20 protein-coding genes are annotated in these 20,521 nt (G+C 31.4%); 13 read left to right on the forward strand and 7 right to left on the reverse strand.

The window, feature by feature from the left end; translation table 11 throughout:
• The first annotated feature begins 2 nt into the window (after positions 1-2).
• Genes ACCQ42_RS04555 through ACCQ42_RS04585 form a run of 7 tightly spaced genes read left to right on the forward strand, consistent with a single transcriptional unit; the run spans position 3 to position 4,866 of the window.
• Entirely contained in the window at positions 3-263 is a 261-nt protein-coding gene (locus ACCQ42_RS04555) for an IreB family regulatory phosphoprotein (protein WP_106460245.1), read from the forward strand.
• Complete coding sequence (gene ruvX / locus ACCQ42_RS04560; protein ID WP_265213194.1) at positions 256-675, forward strand: Holliday junction resolvase RuvX; 420 nt, start codon at positions 256-258, stop codon at positions 673-675. Before ACCQ42_RS04555 ends, ruvX begins: the two co-directional genes overlap by 8 nt.
• Positions 668-910 (forward strand): DUF1292 domain-containing protein, encoded by a 243-nt coding sequence (locus tag ACCQ42_RS04565; protein ID WP_106460247.1) that lies wholly within the window; start codon positions 668-670, stop codon positions 908-910. Before ruvX ends, ACCQ42_RS04565 begins: the two co-directional genes overlap by 8 nt.
• Positions 900-1,340 carry a Fur family transcriptional regulator gene (locus ACCQ42_RS04570; RefSeq protein ID WP_106460248.1) on the forward strand — a complete coding sequence of 147 codons (441 nt, stop codon included), beginning with the start codon at positions 900-902 and terminating at the stop codon, positions 1,338-1,340. Before ACCQ42_RS04565 ends, ACCQ42_RS04570 begins: the two co-directional genes overlap by 11 nt.
• Positions 1,340-3,016, forward strand: a complete 1,677-nt coding sequence (locus tag ACCQ42_RS04575; protein WP_106460249.1) for a ribonuclease J — start codon at positions 1,340-1,342, stop codon at positions 3,014-3,016. Before ACCQ42_RS04570 ends, ACCQ42_RS04575 begins: the two co-directional genes overlap by 1 nt.
• Positions 3,003-3,629, forward strand: a complete 627-nt coding sequence (locus ACCQ42_RS04580; RefSeq protein WP_106460250.1) for an O-methyltransferase — start codon at positions 3,003-3,005, stop codon at positions 3,627-3,629. Before ACCQ42_RS04575 ends, ACCQ42_RS04580 begins: the two co-directional genes overlap by 14 nt.
• A gap of 1 nt (position 3,630) precedes the next feature.
• Positions 3,631-4,866, forward strand: a complete 1,236-nt coding sequence (locus tag ACCQ42_RS04585; RefSeq protein ID WP_265213202.1) for a peptidase U32 family protein — start codon at positions 3,631-3,633, stop codon at positions 4,864-4,866.
• A gap of 74 nt (positions 4,867-4,940) precedes the next feature.
• Here the strand turns inward: ACCQ42_RS04585 and ACCQ42_RS04590 are convergent, their stop codons facing one another.
• Positions 4,941-5,171 (reverse strand): elastin-binding protein EbpS, encoded by a 231-nt coding sequence (locus tag ACCQ42_RS04590; protein WP_265213204.1) that lies wholly within the window; start codon positions 5,169-5,171, stop codon positions 4,941-4,943.
• Positions 5,172-5,250: 79 nt separating this feature from the next.
• Positions 5,251-6,471 (reverse strand): peptidase T, encoded by a 1,221-nt coding sequence (gene pepT, locus ACCQ42_RS04595; protein ID WP_311530746.1) that lies wholly within the window; start codon positions 6,469-6,471, stop codon positions 5,251-5,253.
• A 78-nt stretch (positions 6,472-6,549) separates the two neighbouring features.
• On the opposite strand from pepT, the gene dut reads away from it, so the two are divergent.
• The 6 genes from dut to ACCQ42_RS04625 all read left to right on the forward strand — a co-directional run bounded on the left by dut (position 6,550) and on the right by ACCQ42_RS04625 (position 14,158).
• On the forward strand, positions 6,550-6,975 hold the full coding sequence (dut, locus tag ACCQ42_RS04600) for a dUTP diphosphatase (protein WP_311530748.1): 426 nt from the start codon (positions 6,550-6,552) through the stop codon (positions 6,973-6,975).
• Positions 6,975-7,505, forward strand: coding sequence for a hypothetical protein (locus tag ACCQ42_RS04605; protein ID WP_311530750.1), 531 nt, complete (start codon positions 6,975-6,977; stop codon positions 7,503-7,505). Before dut ends, ACCQ42_RS04605 begins: the two co-directional genes overlap by 1 nt.
• A 64-nt stretch (positions 7,506-7,569) precedes the next feature.
• Positions 7,570-10,179 (forward strand): DNA mismatch repair protein MutS, encoded by a 2,610-nt coding sequence (mutS, locus tag ACCQ42_RS04610; RefSeq protein WP_311530752.1) that lies wholly within the window; start codon positions 7,570-7,572, stop codon positions 10,177-10,179.
• Positions 10,179-11,957: a DNA mismatch repair endonuclease MutL gene (gene mutL / locus ACCQ42_RS04615; protein ID WP_199792144.1), complete on the forward strand. Its 1,779-nt coding sequence runs from the start codon at positions 10,179-10,181 to the stop codon at positions 11,955-11,957. The genes mutS and mutL overlap by 1 nt, the downstream gene beginning before the upstream one ends.
• Positions 11,947-12,891 carry a tRNA (adenosine(37)-N6)-dimethylallyltransferase MiaA gene (gene miaA, locus ACCQ42_RS04620; RefSeq protein WP_410035501.1) on the forward strand — a complete coding sequence of 315 codons (945 nt, stop codon included), beginning with the start codon at positions 11,947-11,949 and terminating at the stop codon, positions 12,889-12,891. The genes mutL and miaA overlap by 11 nt, the downstream gene beginning before the upstream one ends.
• Complete coding sequence (locus ACCQ42_RS04625; protein WP_311530755.1) at positions 12,881-14,158, forward strand: methionine gamma-lyase family protein; 1,278 nt, start codon at positions 12,881-12,883, stop codon at positions 14,156-14,158. Before miaA ends, ACCQ42_RS04625 begins: the two co-directional genes overlap by 11 nt.
• Before the next feature lie 44 nt (positions 14,159-14,202).
• On the opposite strand, the gene ACCQ42_RS04630 is transcribed toward ACCQ42_RS04625, so the two are convergent.
• From ACCQ42_RS04630 to nhaC, 5 genes are all read right to left on the reverse strand, one after another.
• Positions 14,203-15,192: a tyrosine recombinase XerC gene (locus tag ACCQ42_RS04630; RefSeq protein WP_311530757.1), complete on the reverse strand. Its 990-nt coding sequence runs from the start codon at positions 15,190-15,192 to the stop codon at positions 14,203-14,205.
• Between the two features lie 452 nt (positions 15,193-15,644).
• Complete coding sequence (gene rny, locus ACCQ42_RS04635) at positions 15,645-17,201, reverse strand: ribonuclease Y (RefSeq protein WP_106460261.1); 1,557 nt, start codon at positions 17,199-17,201, stop codon at positions 15,645-15,647.
• A gap of 102 nt (positions 17,202-17,303) precedes the next feature.
• Complete coding sequence (epsC, locus tag ACCQ42_RS04640; protein ID WP_410035502.1) at positions 17,304-17,831, reverse strand: serine O-acetyltransferase EpsC; 528 nt, start codon at positions 17,829-17,831, stop codon at positions 17,304-17,306.
• Entirely contained in the window at positions 17,818-18,735 is a 918-nt protein-coding gene (cysK, locus tag ACCQ42_RS04645; protein WP_410035503.1) for a cysteine synthase A, read from the reverse strand. Before cysK ends, epsC begins: the two co-directional genes overlap by 14 nt.
• A gap of 138 nt (positions 18,736-18,873) precedes the next feature.
• The gene (gene nhaC / locus ACCQ42_RS04650; RefSeq protein ID WP_410035504.1) at positions 18,874-20,412 is read right to left on the reverse strand and encodes a Na+/H+ antiporter NhaC; all 1,539 of its coding nucleotides are present in this window, start codon (positions 20,410-20,412) and stop codon (positions 18,874-18,876) included.
• Between the last annotated feature and the right edge of the window lie 109 nt (positions 20,413-20,521).

Consider the following 20,521-nt stretch of genomic DNA (forward strand, 5'->3'; position numbering starts at 1 on the left):
TTATGACTGATAATAATAAGTTTAATGAAACTATGCTCTTTAAGAGAGAAGATGTAGAGAAAAATGATATTAGAGAAATATTAACTACAGTATATAAAGCTCTTGAAGAAAAGGGTTATAAGCCAAATTCTCAAATAGTTGGATACCTATTATCTGGTGATCCTACTTATATAACAGCACACAACGGCGCTAGAAAGCTTATTAGAGCAGTTGATAGAGATAAGATATTAGAAGAATTATTAAATAATTACATCAATGACTAGAATAATGGCTTTAGATGTTGGAGATAAGACCATTGGGATTGCTCTAAGTGACCCAATGCTTATTACTAGCCAACCATTAGAAACAATAAAAAGAACAAAAGTAAAATTCGATATCGATAGGATAGAAGAGCTTGTTAACGAAAATGAAGTTTCTACGTTAATAGTAGGACTTCCTAAAAATATGAACAATACTATTGGCCCTCAGGCTATGCGAGTTATAAGCTTTGTTGATCTTATCAAGAAAAGATTAGATATAGAGATAATATATCAAGATGAAAGAATGACAACGTTAGAATCTGAGGCAGTTCTTATTGATATGTCTGTAAGACGTGAGAATAGAAAGAAACATATTGATAAAATCGCTGCTAGCTTTATCTTACAAAGCTATTTGGATAGGAGAAATAATGGATAGCATCTTTTTACTGGATGAAAATAATAATGAAGTTGAATTTAATATAGAAGACACTTTCGGAATTGATGATAATAATTATGCAGCTTTAAGAAATCCAATAGACGATATGATATTAATTGTAGAAGTAATAAATGAAGCTGATGAAGTTATATTTAAATCCATAGAAGATCAGAATCAATTAAATGAAATAATTGAATTTTATGAAGAGATGAAAAGAGAAATTAATGAACATTGAACAAGTAAAGAAGATTTTTGAGAATAACAACCAAAAATTTACTAAACAAAGACAGCTGATATTTACTGTTTTGAAAAATTCTTCACAAAAGCATTTAACACCCGAAGAACTTTTCTCTATTGTTCATCAAGACCATAAGCAGGTTGGAATTGCAACTATTTATAGAACTTTAAATATATTTGAAGAGTTAGGTATAGTTAATAAGCAAGAATTTACCGACCAAGCTTATACTTATGAATTAATAGACCCAGAAAGTGATCACCATGATCATATCATTTGTACAAAATGTGGGAAAATATTAGAAGATGAGTTTTTATCCGTGGATGAAGTAAAAAACTCATTGAAAGAAAATTATGACTTTGATTTGTCTTATTATTCTTTGAGGATTTATGGAGTATGTTCCGATTGTCAGAAAAATGAGGAGAAATAATGACAAATGAAAAGAAATTAAGAATAATCCCAATGGGGGGATTACATGAAATAGGAAAAAACTGCACAGTAGTAGAATATGGAAATGACATGATCATGATTGACTGCGGTCTAACATTCCCAGATAGCGAAATGTTAGGTGTTGACATAGTTATTCCAGACTTTACCTATGTAGAAGAAAATAAAAATAAATTACGAGGTATATTTGTAACCCATGGTCACGAAGACCATATAGGTGCAATCCCATACTTTTTAAAAAATGTTGATACAAATGTCTATTGTTCTAAGTTGACTAAAGGACTTTTAGGAAACAAATTTAAAGAGCACGGATTAAATACTAACAAGATTAAAATGGTAAATGTAAATAATACAGTTAAGGCAGGAAGCCTAAGTGTAGAATTTATAAGAGTAAGTCACTCTATACCAGATGCTTGCGCTATAGCTGTTAAGTCACCAGTAGGAACAGTAATCTTTACAGGTGACTTCAAGATGGATTTCACTCCAATTGATAACGATCCAACAGATATACAAAGACTTGCTGAACTTGGAAGAAAAGGTGTATTAGCCCTATTTGCTGACTCAACAAATGTTGAAAGAGAAGGATTTTCTGTAAGTGAAAAGACAGTAGGCGAAACCTTTATAAAAATATTTGGCCAAGCTAAGTCAAGAATTATAGTGGCTACCTTTGCATCAAATCTTCACAGAGTCCAACAAATCATTACAGCAGCAGAAAAATACAATAGAAAAGTTGCCCTATCAGGTAGGTCAATGTTAAATAACGTCAAGATTGCAACTGAGTTAGGTTTCCTTAAGATTAAAAAGAACACCTTAATAGATATGAAAGCAATTAAAAAATATGCTGACGATGAGCTTGTAATTCTATCTACAGGAACCCAAGGTGAACCTCTCAGTGCCCTAACAAGAATGGCAAATAAAGAACACAGACAGATTAGTTTAAACGAAACTGACACAGTTATCCTATCTTCATCACCAATTCCAGGCAATGAGATGGCAATTAATACAACAATTAACAACCTTACAAAAATTGGGTGTAAGATAATATATTCTTCTCTAGCTCAAGTCCATGCATCTGGGCACGCTTGCCAAGAAGAAATTAAACTTATGTACCAGTTAGTTACACCAAAGTATTTAATCCCTGCTCACGGTGAGATAAGAATGCTTAAAAAACATGCTGATATCGCAGTAGATATGGGCCAACTAAGGGAGAACATCTTTATAGTTGAAAATGGGGATGTAATCGAATTTAGTAAAAAATCTGCCCAAATTAAAGGTAAGGTTCAAGCAGGAAATGTACTTGTTGACGGATCAGGTATAGGTGATGTTGGAAATATTGTATTGAAAGATAGAAAACATCTATCTGAAGATGGGCTAATGGTTGTATCCATAACCTTTGATAAACATACACAAGAATTACTGGCAGGACCTGAGATAGTATCACGTGGTTTTGTTTATGTAAAAGAAAACCAAGATATAATCGAAAATGCAAGAGATATCGTGTTAAGATCTATAGACAAATGTAAAAAAGACGATATTAAGGCCTTAAGTCAAATAAAATATCAGATTAGAGAAGACCTAAAATCATATATTTATAATGAACTAGGTAGGGATCCAATGATATTACCTGTAATATCTGGAATAGAAAATGGGAAATATTAATTATAAATACAGCTCCCAATTTATAGAAGATTTGCTTGAAGATGTAGATTTTATTGAATTAAGAAAATATGCCAAGGAAAATAGAGTTCCTATTATGAATAGCCAGACAAAAGAATTACTGGTAAGTCTAGTAAAAATTGCTAAGCCTAAAAAAATACTTGAAATAGGCACAGCTATTGGTTATTCTTCCTTAATTTTTTCTAAGTATTCTGATGCGCAGATTACAACTATAGAATTAGATGAAAACACAGCAAAAATAGCAAATAATAACTTTAAAAAATATAAAACAAACATCAAATTAATAAATGATGATGCTATGAAAGCCTTGAGAAATATTGATCAAGGCTTTGATTTTGTTTTCATTGATGCTAATAAGTCTAGATACCTAGACTATTTTAAAATTACAAGCAAATTACTTAATGAGGGAGGGATCATTGTAGCAGATAATGTACTTTTTAGAGGTGAAGTTTGTAACGATGATCTGATAGAAAAACGAAAGATAACTTTAGTTAAAAATTTAAGAAAATTTTTAGCCTATATAACAAACAACGAAGATTTCATAAGTTCAATTATCCCCATAGGTGATGGACTTACAATCAGCGTAAGGAGATAAAATGGAAAATAAAAAAGTAGAACTACTTGCCCCCGCGGGAGATTTTGAAAAACTACAGACTGCTATAAAATTTGGGGCGGATGCAGTTTATCTTGCCGGAGATAATTTTGGTTTAAGGGCAAATGCGAAAAACTTTAATGATGAAGAATTAAAAAAAGCTGTAGAATATGCTCATTCTAAGAATGTCAGAGTGCATGTTACTATGAATATTATGCCCCATGATGGTGATATGACTGGTATTGTCCAATACCTTGAACACTTAAATACAATAGGTATAGATGCCTTAATAATATCTGATCCAGGTATATTTAATTTAGCTAAAAAACATACAGATATTGATTTACACATTTCAACCCAGGCTTCTGTAACAAACTCAGCTACTGTTAATTTTTGGTACGAAATGGGTGCTAAAAGAGTAATATTAGCTAGAGAGCTATCTTTAAAGGAAATAACTGAGATTAGAGCGAATACTCCAAAAGATATGGAAATTGAATGTTTCATACATGGGGCAATGTGTATATCTTATTCGGGAAGATGCTTATTATCATCATATATGACTGGAAGAGATGCTAATAGGGGAGATTGCGCACAACCTTGTAGGTGGAAATACTCTCTTCAGGAAGAAACCAGACCTGGCGAATATTATCCAATAGAAGAAGATGGTAATGGTGGAACTTTTATCATGAATTCTAAAGACCTATGCCTAATTGAGGAAGTAGATAAATTAATAGAAGCTGGTATAGATAGCTTTAAAATAGAAGGAAGAATGAAGACGCCTTTTTATGTTGCAACCGTAATTAGGTCATATAGACAGGTAATTGATGCATATTATGATGGCAATTTTTCAAAAGAATTAGCAGAAAAATATTTTAAAGAAATAAACAAAGCAAGCCATAGGCACTTCACTAAAGGATTTTTCTATAATAAACCAGATGAAAATGATCAAATTTATGGTACATCTTCTTATATAAGAAATTATGATTTTATAGGTCTTGTCAAAGCTTATGATAAGGATACTAAAATTGCAACAATTGAACAAAGAAATAGGTTTTTCAAAGGTGATCATATAGAAATATTTGGTAATAGTAAGGATTTCTATGATTTTGAAATTGATTATATGGAAGATGAAAATGGCGAAGAAATTGAAGTTGCAAACAAGCCAAAACAGTTAATTAGAATTAAAATCGACTTACCTTTAGAAGTAGGAGATATTTTAAGAAAAGAGATAGAAAAATAAGATAATTTTCATATAAACATTAAAAAAGACGAGATTTTGTTTTCTCGTCTTTTTTTAATAATAAGTATCCGCTATTAATCTTCAGAAGGATTTTCTGAAAAATCTGCTCTTGTTCTTCTTGCTTCAACACCAACGTTTGAATTTTCATCAGCTTCATCAGAAATTGATCTAAGATTTTCTTGGTCAGGACTTAGTTTTTTATCTAAAGATTCACCACCGGTTTCTTTGTTTTCTTCTCTAACTTTTTTATCTAGTTCTTTGTTGCCTTTGTATTGGTTGTCATTTGTAACTTTGTTATCTGCCATAATATCTCCTTTTTTATCTACATTAAGCATTCTTATATTAATATGATAACACATTTAAGAAAATTTTACAATCATTTTCCTAATATGACTTCTCTATTAATTTAATAATTTCGACTATAACATCACTTGCTTTTTGCATATGTTCAATTGGTATAAGCTCATAAATGCCGTGAAAATTCATGCCACCAGTGAAAATATTAGGTGTTGGTAGTCCCATAAAAGAAAGTTTAGATCCATCCGTACCGCCTCTTATTGGACTAACAAGTGGAATGATATCTAGATTTTCCATGGCATTTTTAGCAATATCTACTATATCCATATGATTTTTTATAACATCACCCATATTATAATAAGAGTCTGATAGATTTACATCGATAATATTACCATATTTCTTGTTTAGGTAAGAAGCATTATCTTTAATTTCTTCCTTCATTTTTTCAAAAGTATCTCTATCGTGATCACGAATAATATAGTGCAGTTTAGTAATTTCTGTTTCACCCTTTATATCTAATAAATGGAAGAAGCCCTCATATCCTTCAGTATGCTCAGGACGTCTAACATCACCTAATAGTCTATCAAATTCATTTGCAACGCTTATAGAGTTAATCATAGTGTTTTTAGCAGAACCAGGATGTATAGATTTACCTCTTATAGTAATTTTTGCGTCTGCAGCATTAAATGATTCGTATTCTAATTCACCTAAAATGCCGCCGTCGATAGTATAGGCAAAATCAGCTCCAAACTTTTCTACATCAAAAGAGTCACAACCGGTACCTATTTCTTCATCAGGGGTAAAGGCAATTTTTATATCTCCGTGTTTAATATCAGGATTGTTTACAATAAAATCTATCGCATGCATGATAGCAGAAATTCCAGCTTTATCATCAGCACCCAATAGAGATTCGCCTCTTGTTGTAATTAGAGTAGTACCTATTAGCTTATTTAAGTAAGGAAAATCTTCAATCTTAATAGATTTTTCTTCATTTAGTTTTATATCTCCACCTTGGTAATTGATAATTTGAGGATTATCAATTTTCCCATACATTTCAGGTGAAGTATCCATGTGAGATATAAAACCAACTTTTGGCAGGTTTTTCACTGAGTTAGATTTTATCTCAGAAAATACAAATCCCTCATCATTTATTTCCGCAACAAGACCTAAGTCCTCAAGTTCTTTTTTTAATTGTCTTGCTAAAACTAATTGGCCTTCTGTAGATGGTTTTTGAATTTCACCTTTTTCTGGGTCGCTTTTGGTATCAAAACTTATATAATTTAAAAATCTTTCTTCTATTTTTTTCATAGCATCTCCTTTGTTATAATTATACTTGTAATTGTAAAATGAGCTAAAATTGGTATACTAAATAAGGAAGGTGATAGGATGAAATTAAAGATTATAACAGACAATCAAGTACCAGCTTATGCTACAGAACATGCAGCTGGTATTGACTTATATTGTAAGACTAAGGATGACATTACCATTAAACCTAATGAAACTGTTAAGGTATATACGGGGTTAAAAGTAGAGATACCTGAAGGATTTTTTGGTGCAGTTTATCCAAGATCATCTACAGGAGTAAAAAGACAGCTTATGCTCGCCAATACATTGGGTGTAATTGACTCTGACTATAGGGGAGAGTTAATGATGTTTTTTTATAATTATGGTAAGGAAGAACAAGTTATTAAAAACGGCGATAGGCTTGCCCAGCTTGTTATTCAGCCTTATTTAAGATGTGAAATTGAAGAAGTAGAAAATTTATCAGCAAGCCAAAGAAATGAAGGCGGATTTGGTTCTACAGGAAGATGATGAATAAGTATTATAAATTATTTAAAAAGAATAAATACAAACTCTTTCTATTGGGATTATTTGCTATAGTACTAGTCTTTGTTGCCGTGTTTATTAAGAAAAAGTATGAAGATATGACAATGTCAAAATACAATAATAATATTGTAATAATAAAGGGGAATGGCGATGAACTAAAGTCTTTTTCGATCAAAGAATTGAAATCTTTAGGCTCAAATAAGACAGAAGTATACATTAATAACGGTTTAGAGAAAGTTGAAATTGAAGGAATATCATTAGAAAAGCTAATAGGAAATTTAGATTATAACTTCAGGGATAGACCAACTATAGAAATAGAAGATACTAATGGAAGTGCAACAAGATATCCTATGTCAGTAGCGCTTGAAGTAGATAGAATATATTTAGTTTATAAAATAGAGGGACAACCTCTGCTTGAATTTAATCCTTCATATGGCACTTTAGCAATAATCGATACGAACTCTAAGAGTGCAAGTAGCTGGATAACAAATGTTAAAACCTTAAACTTACAATAACTAAGCTCATGATAATTCATGAGTCTTTTTTCTTAAGAGGTATAGTAGAATAGAGAGGTATAAGATGAAAAGCAAGTTTAAATATGAAAAGTTAACTCCAATGTTAAAGCACTATGTAGATATGAAAAAAGATTTTAAAGATGCCTTACTCCTTTATAGAGTGGGTGATTTTTATGAAACTTTTTTTGATGATGCTATAATAACTGCTAAAGTATTGTCTTTGACCTTGACAGGAAAAGAATGTGGTCACGAGGATAGGGCGCCTATGTGTGGTGTACCTCATCATGTAGTTGATACTTATGTAAATAAACTTGTGAAAAAAGGATATAAGGTAGCCTTATGTGATCAGGTAGAAGATCCAAAAGAGGCTAAGGGACTTGTAAAGAGAGCTATAACTAAGGTAATAACTCCAGGAACTTTAACCGATATAGAATCTCTTGATAGGAAAGAAAACAACTATCTTTTATCAATTTTTGAAAATGAATATGGTATAGCCATGTCTTATTGCGATATATCTACAGGAAAGCTTGTATGTCTTGAAATAAAAGCCTTAAGTAAGAGCTTAGGTAAAAAAGCGATTGATCAAATTGAAAAGATAAATCCAGCTGAACTAGTTATAAATTCAAATTATTCCAATCAAGATTTAAAACAATACTTTAATTTAAATAACAATATTTTTCTTAACTACATTAATTTTACTAGTGATTTTGAAAATAGGATAAAAACCATAGTCAAATATTTGGGTAAGGAAAATTTAGAAAAGATATCAGATAAGAGACTTGCAATAATTTCTTTAGCAAATCTACTTGACTATATATATAAGTACTACAATGAAAAATTAGAACATATTAATAATATTGAACTTTTAAAGATCAATGAATATATGGAAATAGAAGCTAATACGAGAAAAAACCTCGAGCTTACAAGGAATTTAAACAACAATAGTAAGGAAAACACACTAATTTCTTTATTAGATGAGGCAGATACAGTAATGGGATCTAGGTTAATTCACGATTGGTTAGAAAGACCCTTAATAGATAGGGATAAGATACAACGAAGGCTTGACTTAGTGGGTGGATTTTATAAGGATAATATTTTATCTAGGAATGTGTCTAATATTTTTGATAGCATATATGATTTAGAAAGAATACTTGCTAAAATCTCTTATAAAAGAGCAAATGCAAGGGATTTAATTTCCCTAAAAAATTCCTTGAAGGACATTCCCAAGCTAAAAGAAATACTAAAAAATTCCAATAATAAGTTAATATCAGCCCTAGGTATTAATCTACCAGATATTGGTGATATTTATGATTTAATTGATAAATCAATAGTAATTGAACCTCCTATAACAATAACTGAGGGAAATTTAATAAAAGAAAACTATAACAAAGACCTTGATGAATTGAAAAACCTATCTAATAACGCGGAAGAAAGGCTTTTAACCTATGAAAAGGAACAAAGAGATCTTACCGGAATTAAGAGTTTAAAAATCATCTATAACAAAAATAATGGTTATTCTATCGAGGTTACAAAATCTAACACTGATAAGGTTGATAAGACATATATAAGAAAACAAACGCTTAAAAATCAGGAAAGATATACTACAGAAGAGCTAGAAAATATTAGCTCACTTATCCTAAACGGTAAGGATAAGATTAATATCCTTGAATATGAGCTTTTTAATAATATTGTAGATAAAATATTAGAATCAACATCAAGACTTCAAGCCCTATCAAAAATGATAGCTAATATTGATTCAATCAATTCTTTAGCTAAAATAGCAGTAAAACATAATTATGTTAAACCAATAATAAATGACGAGCCTGTAATAAAGATAGAATCGGGTAGACATCCTGTTATAGAAATAAATCTAAAAGAAAATGAATTTATAGCTAATGATACAGATATTGGACAGGATGAAAATCTAATACAGATTATTACTGGTCCTAATATGGCAGGTAAATCAACATATATGAGGCAAACTGCACTTATAATAATAATGACTCAAATCGGTTCATTTGTGCCTGCAAAGAGTGCCCAAATAGGGATTTGCGATAAGATATTTACAAGGATTGGTGCAAGTGATAATATATCAAAAGGTCAGTCTACCTTTATGCTTGAGATGAATGAAGTTTCTAATATTTTGGAAAATTCCACAGATAAATCTTTTGTTATTCTGGATGAAGTTGGTAGGGGAACAAGCTCTGATGATGGCCTAAGCATTGCTATGGCCTTGGTTGAATACTTGTCAAAGCATAAAAAGGTTAAAACTGTTTTTGCTACTCATTTTCATGAATTAACTATTCTAGAAAATGAACTTGATAATGTAACAAATCTTAAAATGGAAATACTTGAAGAAAATAATAACTTAGTGTTTTTAAGAAAGATAAGTAAGGGAAAATCTGACAGGTCCTATGGTATAGAAGTCGCTAAACTAAGCGGGTTACCTGATGAGATAATAGATAATGCAAATAATATAATGAATAGGTTATCAAATGAGGATTTCTACGAGTTAGACAAGCAAAAAGAGCTTAAAAATTCAATTGATGAAATAAAGGATAAAAAATTAGAAGATTTAAGAAATTTATCAGAGGAGATAAATATTAACGAGCTTACTCCTCTTGAAGCACTAAATAAACTTAATATATTAATAGAAAGAATAGGTGAATTATAGTGCCTATAATTAGACTTGATAAAGATACAATTGAAAAAATAGCTGCAGGAGAGGTAATAGAATCTCCTCTTTCTGTTGTCAAAGAACTAGTTGAAAATTCGATTGATGCAAATAGTAAAAATATAACCATTGAAATAAGAAATGGTGGCAAGTCATATATAAGGGTTACTGATGATGGTTCTGGCATCGAAAGTGATCAGCTGGAACTTGCCTTTAAAAAACATGCTACAAGTAAAATTACTGCTTTTGACGATTTGTATAAGATTTCCTCATTGGGTTTTAGAGGTGAAGCACTTCCAAGCATAGCAGCCGTGAGTAAGCTTACCGCTATTTCTAAGACTGAAGATTCACCTATAGGTAGTAAGCTTGTGATAAACTCAAAAGATGCCAGCAAGAGCTCGATTGCTACAAATAAAGGTACAAGTATTATAGTAGAAGACTTATTTTATAATATACCTGCTAGGAGAAAATTCTTAAAATCTGACCTAGCAGAGTCAAATAAAATTACAAAGCTTCTATATGCTTTTGCTATAGGTTATCAAGATATATCATTTAAATATATAAAAGATGATAGATTACAATTTAGATCAAGTTCAAATACATCATTCAAGTTAAGTATTGCAGACCTTTTAGATAGTTTACTTGAAGAAAATTTGATAGAATTAAGTGATAATAATGATATTTTTAAGATAAAAGCATATATATCAAACTCAAACTATTATCGTGGAAACAGATCGATGCAATATATATTTGCAAATAAAAGGTTGATTGAAAATGATGAAATAAATTGGGCAATAGAATATCAATATCAAGGCTTGATTCCAAGTGGAAGGTACCCAGCCTTCTTCTTATTTATAGATACCAATCCCAAAAATATAGATGTAAATATTCATCCTAATAAAAAAATAGTTAAATTCTCCTACGAGGCAGAACTTATTGATCTCATAACTAATTCAATTAATAAGACTTTTCAAAAAAATAAAGATATAAAAACCATTAGACAGGAAAGTCCCAAGGAAAATAAAAGTCTTGATTTTAGTGATTATAAGGCTATACTTGACAAATACTCTCCAGTTGAAAATTTAATTAGAGAAAGTCCGAGGGATTATTCGACTGAATATTCTGATAACTTTTTTGATGAATCTTTACCATTGGATTTAGGGGATTTAGAAGATAATAATGATTTTCATGAAGAAGTTATCGAAGAGAAATTTATAGACGATATACCAACTTATAAGACAAGTTTATTTTCAAGGTATTCAATCTTTGAAGAAAAAGGTAAAGCCTATATACTCGATCATAGAAGAGCGGATGAGAAAGTTAGGATGTCTAAATATATTAGGGAATTTAAAGAAGGGAATATAGCAAAACAGGTTCTCACAGATCCAATAGTCATAGAACTTAAAGTCGATGATGTAAAAAGAGTTAAAGATAAGGTCCAACTTTTTGAGAATATGGGTTTTGATTTAGATTTTATTACGAATAGTAAATTAATAATAAGAGAAATGCCTTTGATATTTGATTTACCAGAAAATGGAGATTTCTTTTATGATTTGCTAGATCTAGATTATGATGACTCAAATAAATTTTTATATAAAAAATTTAGAAAATTAGCAAAGGCTTTATCATTTAGAAAAGGCCACACAATAAACGAAGAAGAGGCTTTATCACTTTATAAAAAGCTTATGGACGAGGAAAATCCATATAAAAATTACGATGGACAAGCTACTTTAATTATGATAGAAAGTAAAGATTTGGAGAAATATTTTGAAAGATAAACTTATAATAATAACAGGTCCTACTGCAAGTGGAAAGAGTGATATAGCTATAAATTTAGCTAGAAAAATAAACAGCCAAATAATTTCTTCTGATAGTCAACAAGTCTACAGATATATGGATATAGGAACAAACAAGGTTGATGATTTCACGGTGGATCATCATCTAATAAATCTTGTTAATCCAGATGAGAATTTTACAGTTGAAGATTTTAGAAATGAGGCCCTTAACATTATTAGAAAATTAAATGATAATGGTCTTACCCCGATTATGACAGGTGGAACTGGATTTTATATAGATTCTATTTTATTTGATATGAATTATGGGAATGTTAGTAAAAATCAAGAATTAAGAGATAAGTTAGTTTCTGAAGCAGATGAATTTGGAAATGATTATTTATTTGAGAAACTAAAGGAGGTTGATCCAGAAAGTGCAAGTAAATATCATCCGAATGAGAGGAATAGAATAATAAGAGCTCTTGAAATTTATAAGGAAACAGGTGTAAAGGCTTCAGTTCAAAGGACTGGAGAAAGAGTCCTAAATAATGATATAGACCCTATTTTGTTTTTCTTAAATTACGAGAGTAGAGATATATTGTATAAAAAAATCAACATTAGAGTTGAGCAAATGATTGACCAAGGCCTTATTGAAGAATTTAAATATTTGATTGAAAGGTTTAATCTTACACCTGATAACCAGTCTATGTCTGCAATAGGATACAAGGAAATATTTCCATATATAAATGGAGAAATAAATAAGGATGAGTTAATAGAAACTATCGCTCAAAATACAAGACGATACGCCAAAAGACAAATAACATGGATGAAAAGATATAAGAATTATCCATTTTGCCACGAGATACTAATGGACAAACTTAGTAAAGAAGACGCAGAAATGATAATAGAAAGCATAATAAAGGATGTTTATGGACTATAATGATATTTACAATAATTATAATTTAGATGATTCTTTTGATAAAATTATAGAAGACTCAGAGAAAGAATTAAGAGAAATATTTGAAAAGCACGAGGCTATTAGTGAATTTAACCAAGCTAAGGTTCTGAGTGCTTTTAATAAGAATGCTTTACAAACAAGTGATTTTAACTCTTCCACAGGTTATGGATATGCAGATACTGGTAGGGATACTATAGAAAATATCTTTTCAAGTATCTTTAAGGCTGAGGATAGTTTGGTAAGACCCTCTATTGTATCAGGTACTCATGCTCTATCTATTGTTTTATTTTCACTATTAAACTATGGTGATAAACTTTTATCTATAACTGATGATCCATATGATACAATGCAGCAAGTAATAGGTATAGCTGGAAATAAAAAAGGAACCTTGCTTGAAAAGGGAATCTTGTATGATAAACTTGACTTAAATGATGATGGATCAATCAAATATGAAGAGATTAAAGATAAAATAGATGATAAGACTAAGGTCATTCTAATTCAAAGATCGACTGGTTACAGCCAAAGAAGAGCCTTCACAATAGAAGAGATAAAAAAGGCTATAGACGAGATTAGAATATCCAATAAAGATGTTATTATTTTTATTGATAATTGTTATGGAGAATTTACTGAAGATAAGGAACCTATAGAAGTTGGTGCTGATATAATAGCAGGTTCATTAATTAAAAATCTTGGTGGGGGAATAGCGGTGACAGGAGGTTATATAACGGGTAAAAGCGATCTCATAGAATATTGTTCAAACACCCTTACAGCTCCAGGTATTGGCAAGGATGAAGGATTAAGCTTTGGAACAAATAGATTGGTAGCAGAAGGCTTGTATTTTGCTCCGCATGTTGTTAAAGAATCAATAAAAGTAGCGCTTTTATTTGCATCTGTGTTTACAAAATTAGGTTATGAAGTAACTCCGAGCTTAGAAGATCCAAGGTCAGATATAATATTGGCTATAAAACTAGAAGATCCAGATAAGCTTAAAACTTTTTGTAAGTCAATCCAAGAAGCTTGTACTGTCGACTCAACTTTCATTCCTGAACCATACCCAATGCCAGGATATGAAGACCCTGTAATAATGGCTGCTGGAGGGTTTGTAGAAGGTGCTACATCTGAACTATCAGCAGATGGACCATTAAGAGAGCCATATATGGCTTATTTGCAAGGCGGACTTAATTACTATCATGGGAAATTAGCTCTAAAGATAGTCTTAAACAGATTAAAAAATAATAATTTAATATAAATTTTATCGCCCAAAGAGCTTCTTGCTTATAAGGGCGATTTTTATTATAAATTCAGTTTAGATAAAGGGTTCTTATTAATTGCATTCTTAAGATCTTCATCATCTAGGTGGGTATAAATTTGTGTGGTAGATACTGAGGCATGTCCTAAAATATCTTTTAGGGCTCTTATGTCAACATCTCCATACTTATACATTAGAGTTGCAGCGGTGTGTCTTAACTTATGGGTTGAGTATATACTTGTGTCAAAGCCGGATTTCTTGAGGTATTTATCTATTGTAGCCTGGACAGCTCTATTTGAAATTCTATTTTTTCTAGTGGATATAAATAGTGCGTTAATATTATCGTCTTTAAGATAATCAGACCTAATTATAATATAGGAATTGATGAGGTCTAAGCAATTTTTGGTTAAATAAACCGTGCGCTCTTTATTCCCTTTTCCTATAATATTGAAACTATCTTTATTAACATCAGATAAGTCTATACTTACTAACTCTGATAGACGCATGCCGGTGGTTAAGAAGGTAAAAACCATAGCAAGATCTCTAGATCTTAAAAATTCATTCTTTTCTTTGTTTATTTCGTTAAGTAAGACCTCAGTCTCTGCAAGAGTTAAATAAACAGGTTGTCTTTGGCTGATTTTAGGGTTTGTGAGTTTGGTGGCGTTGTTAGTATCTATGATTTCAATTTCATTGTACATATATTTATAGAAAGATTTGATAGCTGAAATTTTTCTTGACCTAGTGGTAGCTGAATCATTTTTATCATTGTCTAGATAAGAGAGGAATGCATAGAAATCTTGCATGGACATCTGTTCGAAAAACTTACTATCTATATAGGAGTTTATTTTGGTAAAATTAACATTTTTAATGTAAGAGTCTTTGTCTCCAGAATATATTTTTCTTATAATTTCAAATTCGATAAACATCATAAGATCATATTCATATTCTTTAATGGTAGATACAGAAAGACCTTTAATGGATTTTAAATAGTTTAGATAATCTATAAGTATAAGTGGTTTAACAAATTTTTCCATAATTACTCCTGATAATATTTATAAAAATCTTAAAAATGACTTCACATTAATATTTATATAGGTATTATACTCAAAGTTTAATCAAAAACAAATTATTGCACAAAATTGTTATTTTGTGCAATAATTTTGCAGCTGACGTATATCCTATTCTCGGACTTTTTGAAGAAATATTTCATTGGATAAGATGATTTTTATGGTGTACTTCTACGGATTTTTTAGTATGATTGTATCAGTTGTAATTTAAACTTTTATCAAGTAAGAACTTAGATTTGAATTTTTTTATATTTTAAGTTAAAATCCTTAAAACTAATTTTCATTAAAGATTGAAAATATACACGCTCTATTTTGACTTCTAAGCCATTTTAAATTTTTGATGGTGTATTTATACCTTTAAAATTCCACTAAAAAACTGCCAAATTACTTGGCAGTTTGTTTAAATAATTAATTAAACATTATTTTGCAAAATCTATCGCTTTGGACTCTCTTAATAAGTTCACTTTGATTTCACCTGGATACTCTAATTCATTTTCGATTTTCTTTGCAATATCTCTAGCTATTACAACCATTTCGTCATCTGATACCTTGTCTGGTTTGACTAATATTCTTAGCTCTCTACCAGCTTGTAGAGCAAATGATTTTTCAACACCATCGAATGAATTTGCAATTTTTTCTAGATTCTCAAGTCTCTTGATATAATTTTCAAGACTTTCACGTCTAGCTCCTGGTCTAGCAGCACTTATTGCATCTGCTGTTTGAACTAGGATTGATTCAACACAATTTGGTTCAACATCTCCATGATGTGATTCTATAGCGTTAACTACATATTTGTTTTCGCCGTATTTAATAGCTGCTTCTACTCCTAGTGTGATGTGTGTACCTTCTTGCTCTTGGTCTATCGCTTTTCCAAGATCGTGTAGCAACCCACCACGTCTAGCTAATTGGGCGTCAGCACCTATTTCTTCGGCTAGCATTCCAGCTAAGAGCGCTACTTCTACTGAGTGATTCAAGATATTTTGACCGTAGGATGTTCTAAATTTCATCTTGCCCACCAGCCTTATTAACTGTGGATGAAGATTCATTATTCCTACTTTTTCTGCAGCTGCCTCACCATCTTCTATGATTCTAGCTTCTACTTCGTCTGTAGCCTTTTGAAGCATTTCTTCAATTCTAGATGGATTTATTCTTCCATCTTGAATTAACTTCTCTAATGCAACTTTGGCTATTTCACGTCTTACAGGTTCAAAACATGATATCACTACCGCTTCTGGAGTATCGTCTATTATAAGGTCAACTCCTGATGCTTGTTCGAAAGCTCTTATATTTCTACCTTCACGACCTATAATTCTACCTTTCATTTCATCTTTTGGAAGGGAGATTACAGATACTGTATTCTCTGAAACTTGCTCTGGGGCAAATCTTTGGATAGTGGTAGCTAATATTTCTGTTGCAATCTTTTTACTTTCAGATTTAATTCTTTCTTCAGCTTCCTTTATCATTCTAGCTGATTCATGAATTGTCTCTGATTTTACTCTAGCTAATATAATTTCTTTAGCTTCGTTGTTGGTTAGTCCAGCGATATTTTGTAGCTCCAACTCTTGTTGTTCTATTAACTTGTCAATTCTTTCTTCTTTTTGTTTCAATTTTTTCTGATCACTAGAGATTTGATCAGACTTCTTGTCAATCAATAAAGATCTATTGTCTAAACTTTCTTCTTTCTTTATCAAACGTGCTTCTCTTTTGTTAAGTTCGGCTCTTGTTTGATTTAGCATTTCTTCATTTTCAGATTTCAACTTTGATATTTCATCTTTAGCATCGATTAGAGTTTCTCTTCTTAATGCTTCTGCTTGTTTATTAGCGTCATCTATGATTTGCCTACTTAAATTTTCGGCACTACCAATCTTAGATTCACCAATTTTCTTACGATAAAGATAGCCAAAATAAAAAGCTAACAATACGAAGGCGACAACTATGATGAGAACAACTATTGGATTTAAATTATCAAACATCATATCACCTCCAATAATATGGAAAATTCATTCCAATAATTATTATACCCGATTTTTATAATTATACGAAATAGTTTTCATTTGAAATAAAAAAAGCAGCCTAAGCTACTTTTTGTGAGGTATTATTCTTGCTGGAGAGCCAACTGCAGTTGAATCACTTGGAACATCAGAAAGAACAACAGAGTTTGCTCCAATCATGCTGTTATCTCCTATGTGAATATTGCCTAGCAATACAGCACCAGCTCCTATCATTACATTGTTACCGATAGTTGGATGCCTTTTAACTTTTTTATTTGTAATTGCGCCTAGAGTTACTGAATGATATATTAAGACATCATCACCAATTTCAGCTGTTTCTCCAATAACTGTTGCCATTCCATGGTCTATGTAACATCTGCGTCCTATTTTAGCTCCTGGATGGATTTCAATACCAGTTTCCATTCTAGCTTTATAGGCAGTTTCCTCTGCCTCATACAATTTACCCTCTAGAAATAAATTATGAGCAATATAATGGGCTAGTAGAGCCTTAATTCCAGCAGAGAAGAGGACTGCCTCCTCTTTACTCTTTAATGCTGGATCTTTTTTTAGGGCGTTTTCTATTAATTCTTCTTTATATTGGTTATAATTCAACATTTCCGTATAACTCAGTTGATAGATATCTCTCACCTGTATCAGGTAGAACAGTTACCACAACTTTCCCCTCTCCTAATTTATCAGCTATCTCTATAGCGCCTTTAACATTGGCACCCGATGATATACCAACAGCTAATCCTTCGTTATTTGCTAAAAATCTAGACATTTCTATTGCATCATCACCTTTTATATCTACTATTCCATCGACTATATCAAAATCAAGGTTCTTTGGTATGAAGTTACCACCTATACCTTGGATCTTATGGCCACTGGCCTTGCCTCCTGATAAAAGTGGACTTTCAGCAGGTTCGATAGCAAATATTTTGGTATTTGGGTTAGCTTCTTTTAATTTTCTACCAACACCTGTTACAGTTCCTCCTGTACCTACTCCTGCTATAAAAGCATCTGGACTAATTTCTGCTAGAATTTCAGGTCCGGTTGTTTCGTAGTGCGCTTTAATATTAGCAGGATTTGAAAATTGGTCCGGCATGAAATAGCCGTTTTCTTCAGCTAATTCTTTAGCTTTATCAACGGATCCTTGTAAGGCGCCTTCTGTAGTTCTTATGACTTTAGCGCCATATGCCATAGCAAGTTTTGCTCTTTCTATACTCATAGATGCAGGCATAGTTAGGATTAAGTTGTAACCTTTTGCAGCTGCTAGAGCAGCAAGGGCTACACCGGTGTTACCGCTAGTAGGTTCTACAATTGTTCCGCCTTTTTGTAATTCTCCATTTTTTTCTGCTTCTTCTATCATGTAGAGAGCAATCCTATCCTTGATAGAACCAGCTATATTGTTTTTTTCCACCTTTACATAGATATCAGCTCTTCCCTCTTTTTTAAGAGAATTAAGCTTTAGTAATGGTGTGATACCTATTAATTCTGTTGGATGATTTTTAATAGTCATAAATATCCTTTCTTTTTATATATAATCATTAACAAATGATTTAAAGTATTATTTCTTACATTTTTACTATACTTTAAAAAGCAATCTTTTAAAATTTTTATAAAAAAAGAGAGCGCAAGGCTCTCTATATTAAGTATTTTAATTTAATTGAGGTGCTTTCCCAGCTTTTCTTAATTTATCTAACTGTTCCAATGCGATTTTTAATGAGTCTTTAGGTGCTTTTGCTATTTTTTTCATTTTTGTTTTACCAAATAGGTTTGTATAAGAACCATCTGCCCAAAAGATATTTCTTTTAAACATTGCTGTAATTAGGGCATAAATTGGATTTAGAAGATTTACAAATGCAAAAGGGAAGAAGTTTATAGGGCTTACACCTAGAGTTTTCATTTGGTATGCACCGCAAGCAGTCCAAGGAAACATTACAGCCCATAGGGTGCCTGCATCTTCTAGAGTTCTTGATAACATATTACGAGAAAGTCCAAGTTCATCGTACTTATCTTCGTATAAAGGAGCTGGTACTCCAATTCCTAAAAATTGGTCACACATGGTAGCATCACAGAAAATTGATGTAAGCATGGTTAAACCTACTAGACCACCAACTGTATCAATTTTTTCTTTTAAGTGAGAGAAAAGTTTTTCAATTATACCAGCTTTTTCTAATGCTCCTCCAAATGAAACTGCCAGGAGTATGAGATTAACTGTCCACATCTGATTATCCATTCCTCCTTTTGCAAGTGCCTTGTCTACAAAGTCGTTTCCCGTTTCTATACTTGGTCCGTAGTGAAGGATAGCAAATATTTCAGCAAGTGATCTTTGCTTTTGAAAAATTATTGAAAATACTAAGCCAACGCATACAGAAATAATTACTCCAGCAAGACCTTCAATTCTTAAAACACAAAGTAAAATAATTAATAATATTGGCAAAAGAACTAGTGGATTTAAATTAAAATTGCTTACGAGTGCACTTTTTATTCCTTCAGCTATATTTGGATCATAGTTTACAACATTAGCCCTAAGTCCTATTAGGCTATAAAGGATAAGGGAGATTATAAATACAGGGCCTGTTGTAGAAACCATTGCTGTTACGTGATCAAATAATCCTGTCTTAGCAACACCAGCTGCAAGGTTCGTTGTATCTGATAATGGAGAAAATTTATCGCCTATGTAAGCTCCTGAGATTACCATACCAGCAGTTATGGCAGGATTTATTCCAAGACCCTGTCCTATAGTCATAAAAGCTATACCTATTGTTGCTGTTGCAGTCCATGATGACCCGCATGATAGACTGACTAGAGATGTTATTATACATCCAATTGGTAGAAAAAGTTTTGGATTTAATAACTCTAAACCGTAGTAGATTAGGGCAGGTATTGTTCCAGAAATCATAAAGGATGATATTAATAAACCAACAGTTAATAATATTAAAATGGCATCGAGAGTTGTTCTAATTCTATCTATCATTCCATCAAGCATTTCTCTAAAGCTTCTTCCACACATAAGCCCTACAAGAGAAGCTACAATAATTCCGCAGATAAGTGGAAGGTGGGCTGCATCATAAATATTTTCCTCACCATTTTTGGCGATTACAAAGACATAAATCATTAGACTTACCATGGTAAATATTGGAAGAACTGCTTCAAATAAATTTGGTAGTCTAATCTTAGTTTCATTTTTCATAATAACTCCTCAAATACATTATTGTAATAAATTATCTATATATATACTACACTTTATTGATAAAAAAATCAACTATTAATTTAATTTATTATTTAAATAACTCATTACT

The sequence above is a fragment of the Anaerococcus kampingae genome (assembly GCF_046365475.1).
In the GTDB taxonomy this organism is placed as follows: domain Bacteria; phylum Bacillota; class Clostridia; order Tissierellales; family Peptoniphilaceae; genus Anaerococcus; species Anaerococcus kampingae.